Source organism: Snodgrassella sp. W8132, from assembly GCF_016100865.1.
Taxonomy (GTDB): Bacteria; Pseudomonadota; Gammaproteobacteria; order Burkholderiales; family Neisseriaceae; genus Snodgrassella; species Snodgrassella alvi.
The window spans coordinates 258,352-263,405 of record NZ_JACFRQ010000002.1 but is presented as its reverse complement, the minus strand read 5'-3'; the positions used below and the strand labels follow the sequence as shown (position 1 = coordinate 263,405).

1 protein-coding gene is annotated in these 5,054 nt (G+C 46.1%); it reads left to right on the top strand.

Translation table 11 applies throughout. The annotated features are described in order from the left end of the window. Window positions 1-5,054 (top strand): S-layer family protein (locus H3U82_RS08845; protein WP_198210208.1); only part of this gene is annotated, 5,054 nt, incomplete at both ends.

Below are 5,054 nucleotides of genomic sequence, written 5' to 3'. Positions count from 1 at the left end.
TTCTTATGATGCCAGCCATGGTACTAATCAGGCGCAGAAGATTACTAATGTGGCTGCCGGTCAGCTGGCAGACGATTCTACTGATGCTGTCAATGCCAGCCAGCTTTATCAGGTATCCACCTCTTCTGCTTCCGGTATCACTTCTTTATCTACCGCTGCTCTAAACACCACCGGTAAACTGAACACGGTAAGCAACAATGTTTCTGCTTTGCAGTCTGATGCGCTGCAATGGAAAAATAATGTTAATGGTATCGGCGGCTTTTATGATGCCAGTCATGGCACTAATCAGGCACAGAAAATTACCAATGTAGCAGCCGGTCAGCTGGCAGACAATTCTACTGATGCTGTCAATGCCGGTCAGCTTTATCAGGTATCCACCTCTTCTGCTTCCGGTATCACTTCTTTATCTACCGCTGTGAGCCGTGTCAGTGATATGGCCAATGTGAATGGTAATATCAGTACACTGAGCAGCTCTGTTGCTGATTTAAAATCTGATGCGCTGCAATGGAAAAAGAATACCGATGGCTCTGGTGCCTATGATGCCAGCCATGGTACCAATCAGGCGCAGAAAATTACCAATGTGGCAGACGGTCAGCTGATAAATGGTTCTACTGATGCGGTTAATGCCGGTCAGCTTTATCAGGTATCCACCTCTTCTGCTTCCGGTATCACTTCTTTATCTACCGCTGCTCTTAGCACTACCGGTAAACTGAATACGGTAAGCAGCAATGTTTCTGCTTTACAGTCTGATGCGCTGCAATGGAAAAACAATGCCGATGGTACTGGTTCTTATGATGCCAGCCATGGTACTAATCAGGCGCAGAAGATTACTAATGTGGCTGCCGGTCAGCTGGCAGACGATTCTACTGATGCAGTCAATGCCAGCCAGCTTTATCAGGTATCCACCTCTTCTGCTTCCGGCATCACTTCTTTATCTACCGCTGCTCTTAGCACTACCGGTAAACTGAATACGGTAAGCAGCAATGTTTCTGCTTTACAGTCTGATGCACTGCAATGGAAAAATAATGTCAATGGTATCGGAGGCTTTTATGATGCCAGCCATGGTACTAATCAGGCACAGAAAATTACCAATGTGGCTGCCGGTCAGCTGGCAGACAATTCTACTGATGCGGTTAATGCCAGTCAGCTCTACCATTTATCCACCTCTTCTTCTACCAGCTTTAACTCATTGTCTACCGCTGTGAGCCGTGTCAGTGATATAGCCAATGTAAATGGTAATATCAGTACACTGAGCAGTTCTGTTGCTGAATTACAGTCTGATGCGTTGCAATGGAAAAATAATGTCAATGGCTCTGGTGCCTATGATGCCAGCCATGGTACTAATCAGGCGCAGAAGATTACTAATGTGGCTGCCGGTCAGCTGGCAGACAATTCTACTGATGCAGTCAATGCCAGCCAGCTTTATCAGGTATCTACTTCTTCTGCTAGTGGTATCACTTCTTTATCCACTGTTGCTCTAAGCACTACCGGTAAACTGAATACGGTAAGCAACGATGTCTCAGCTTTAAAATCTGATGCATTGCAGTGGAAAAGTAATGTAGACGGTAGCGGAGCTTATGATGCCAGTCACGGAACTAATCGTGCGCAGAAAATCACCAATATTGCTGCCGGTCATATAGATGAATACTCTACTGAGGCAGTCAATGCTGCTCAGTTTTATCAGCTATCTACTTCTTCATCTACCGGACTGAGTACATTATCATCTACTTTAAATCGTGCTGGTGATCTGACGAATGTTAACAGTAATATCAGTACATTAACTACTAAAGTGAATGATTTGGTTATTGATGCTCTGCAATGGCATGGAAATGCAGATGGCTCTGGTTTTTACGATGCCAGTCACGGAACCAACCGTGCGCAGAGAATCACTAATATTGCCGCCGGTCAGGTTAATGAACATTCTACTGATGCGGTCAATGCTGCCCAGCTCTACAGCTTATCCACAACGACTTCAACCAGTCTGAGTAATCTGAATGAGGCGGTAGCCACTACTGGTAATATTGCCAATATCTCTCATAATGTCAATGTCTTAAATGACCATGTAAGCACTCTGCTCAGTGGCGCGCTGCAATGGAAAAGTAATGCTGATGGCTCAGGCTTTTATGATGCCAGCCACGCAACAAGTAATCCGCAGAAAATCAGTAATGTAGCAGCTGGTGTACTGGATGAGCATTCTACTGATGCAGTCAATGCCGCTCAGCTCTACAGCTTGTCTACAATCACTTCGACCAGTCTGAGTAATCTGAATGAAGCGGTAGCTACTACTGGTAATATTTCTACTGTTGCCAGCAATGTTTATATCCTGAATAATCAAGTTAGTTCTCTGCTTAGTAATGCGTTGCAATGGCATGAAAATGCTGATGGTTCTGGTTTTTACGATGCCAGTCACGGGACATCCAGTCCTCAGAAAATCAGTAATTTAGCGGCCGGTGTACTGGATGAGCATTCTACTGATGCGGTTAATGCCGCTCAGCTCTACAGCTTGTCTACAACCACTTCAACCAGTCTGAGTAATCTGAACGCAGCGGTGGCCAATACAGGTAATGTTACCAACATCACTAATAATGTTACTCAGCTAATGGCTGATGCCCTGCAATGGAAAAAAAATACCGATGGCTCAGGTGTTTATGATGCCAGCCATGGCACCACTCAGGCGCAGAAGATTACTAATGTGGCTGCCGGTCAGCTGGAAGACGGCTCAACTGATGCGGTTAATGCCAGTCAGCTTTATCAGTTATCCACCTCTTCTGCTACCAACTTCAGCTCACTGTCTACTGTTGTAAGCCGTGCCGGTGATCTGACCAATATCAATGGTAATATCAGTACAGCAAACAGCAATATCGCTGCTTTACAGTCTGATGCGCTGCAATGGAAAAAGAATACCGATGGCTCTGGTGCCTATGATGCCAGCCATGGTACCAGTCAGGCTCAGAAGATTACCAATGTAGCTAACGGTGATCTGACGTATAACTCTACCGATGCTGTAAATGGCAGCCAGTTATCTACTACTAATTCCAATCTGAGTATCGTTTCCAGCTCAGTACACAAAGTGAACGATACAGTAAACAAACTGGAAAAAGACAGCTTGCAATGGGTACAGGAAGAGAATGGCAACAGTTATTATGATGCCAGCCATGGTGTTACCAATGCCCGGTATCGAATTACCAATGTTGCAAACGGTTCACTGGCACCTGATTCATCAGATGTAGTGAATGGCAGCCAGCTATATACTACAAATTCTAGTATTAATGCTGTATCCACTTCGGTAAATTCAGTAACTGCTGCTGTAACCAGACTGCAGGACAATACTCTGCAATGGAATGGATCTGCCTACGATGCCGGCCATGGTTCTACTATGGCGCAGAAAATCACCCGCGTAGCCGAAGCTGATTTAGCCCCGGATTCCACCGATGCAGTCAATGGCAGTCAGCTAAATCAGACTAATTCGAGGGTAGGCAGCTTAAGCTCTACAGTGGCGAATCTGAATGATAGCCTGAATAAGACCAATACGCGGATTAACAGTATTGCTGAATCCACTTCCAGAATTTCCGATAATTTGTCTTCTGCTACAGATAGAATCAATACTCTGGATCAGAATGCCCTGCAAATAAATGGTGAAAATTATGATGCAAACTACAAAAAAATCACCAATATTACAGGCGGAAAAATTGAACTGGGTTCAAATGAGGCAGTAACAGGCGGTCAGCTGTTTACCACCAATGATAAACTCAACACCGTTTCCTCCTCTGTAGGTAATCTGACTGGCAGACTGAATGGTGCTATTGACCGTCTGGATACAGTTTCCGGCGCAACAGCTACGCTGTCGACCAGCTTAGCAGAGGTTAACACCAGCATCAGTGACCTGCGACGCGATGCACTGGGTTGGAATGGTAATGCTTATGATGCCAGCCATAGTTCCGGCACTGCCCAGAAGATTACCAATGTAGCAAACGGTACAGTGAGCAATAGTTCTACCGATGCCGTTAATGGCAGCCAGCTGTATAATCTGTCCACCTCACTGAGCAGCAGTCTTTCCACTGTAACTGCCGGTAACAATATCGGACTCTCTACTACCAACAGTAATGTCTCTACTTTGTCTAGTAGTCTGAGTTCTGCGGTGAATAACATCAGTAATCTGCAACGCGATGCGCTGCAATGGAATGGTAATGCTTATGATGCCAGCCATGGCTCCGGCGCTGCCCAGAAGATTACTAACGTGGCCAACGGTACACTTAGCAGTGGCTCTACCGATGCTGTTAACGGTGACCAGCTGTATAATCTGTCCACCTCACTGAGCAGCAATCTTTCCACTGTGACTGCCGGTAACAATACCGGACTCTCCACTACCAACAGTAATGTCTCTACTTTGTCTAGTAGTCTGAGTTCTGCGGTGAATAACATCAGTAATCTGCAACGCGACGCACTGCAATGGAATGGTAATGCTTATGACGCCAGCCATGGCTCCGGCGCTGCCCAGAAGATTACTAACGTAGCCAACGGTACACTTAGCAGTGGCTCTACCGATGCCGTTAACGGTGACCAGCTGTATAATCTGTCCACCTCACTGAGCAGTAGTCTTTCCACTGCGACTGCCGGTAACAATACCGGGCTCTCTACTACCAACAGTAATGTCTCTACTTTGTCTAGTAGTCTGAGTTCTGCGGTGAATAACATCAGTAATCTGCAACGCGACGCACTGCAATGGAATGGTAATGCTTATGATGCCAGCCATGGTTCCGGCGCTGCCCAGAAGATTACTAACGTAGCCAACGGTATACTTAGCAGTGGCTCTACCGATGCCGTTAACGGTGACCAGCTGTATAATCTGTCCACCTCACTGAGCAGTAGTCTTTCCACTGCGACTGCCGGTAACAATACCGGGCTCTCTACTACCAACAGTAATATCTCTACTTTGTCTAGTAGTCTGAGTTCTGCGGTGAATAACATCAGTAATCTGCAACGCGACGCACTGCAATGGAATGGTAATGCTTATGATGCCAGCCATGGTTCCGGCGCTGCCCAGAAGATTACCA